This window comes from Pseudomonas sp. SIMBA_041, assembly GCF_046535095.1.
GTDB classification, from domain to species: Bacteria; Pseudomonadota; Gammaproteobacteria; order Pseudomonadales; family Pseudomonadaceae; genus Aquipseudomonas; species Aquipseudomonas mucoides.
Genome location: NZ_JAWRXJ010000848.1, coordinates 1 through 241, shown reverse-complemented (window position 1 = coordinate 241; position 241 = coordinate 1). Strand labels below are relative to the sequence as shown.

The 241-nt window shown below is 56.4% G+C and carries 1 protein-coding gene; it reads left to right on the top strand.

Features of this window, described 5'->3' with window-relative positions; translation table 11 throughout:
* Positions 1-6: 6 nt before the first annotated feature.
* Positions 7-241, top strand: a 235-nt coding sequence (locus SB725_RS33530) for an FAD-binding protein (protein ID WP_410923737.1), incomplete at its 3' end; no start/stop codon positions are given.

Genomic DNA, 241 nt, shown 5'->3' with positions numbered 1-241 from the left:
ACCGATGTGCGGTCGACATCGGTACTGATGGCACTGCGTGAGCATGTCCCTGGACTTGAGATCCTGCATACCGAAGAGGAGATCATTCCTTACGAGTGTGACGGGTTGAGCGCGTATCGCACGCGTCCATTACTGGTTGTTCTGCCTAAGCAAATGGAACAGGTGACAGCGATTCTTGCTGTCTGCCATCGCCTGCGTGTACCGGTGGTGATCCGTGGTGCAGGCACCGGGCTTTCTGGTG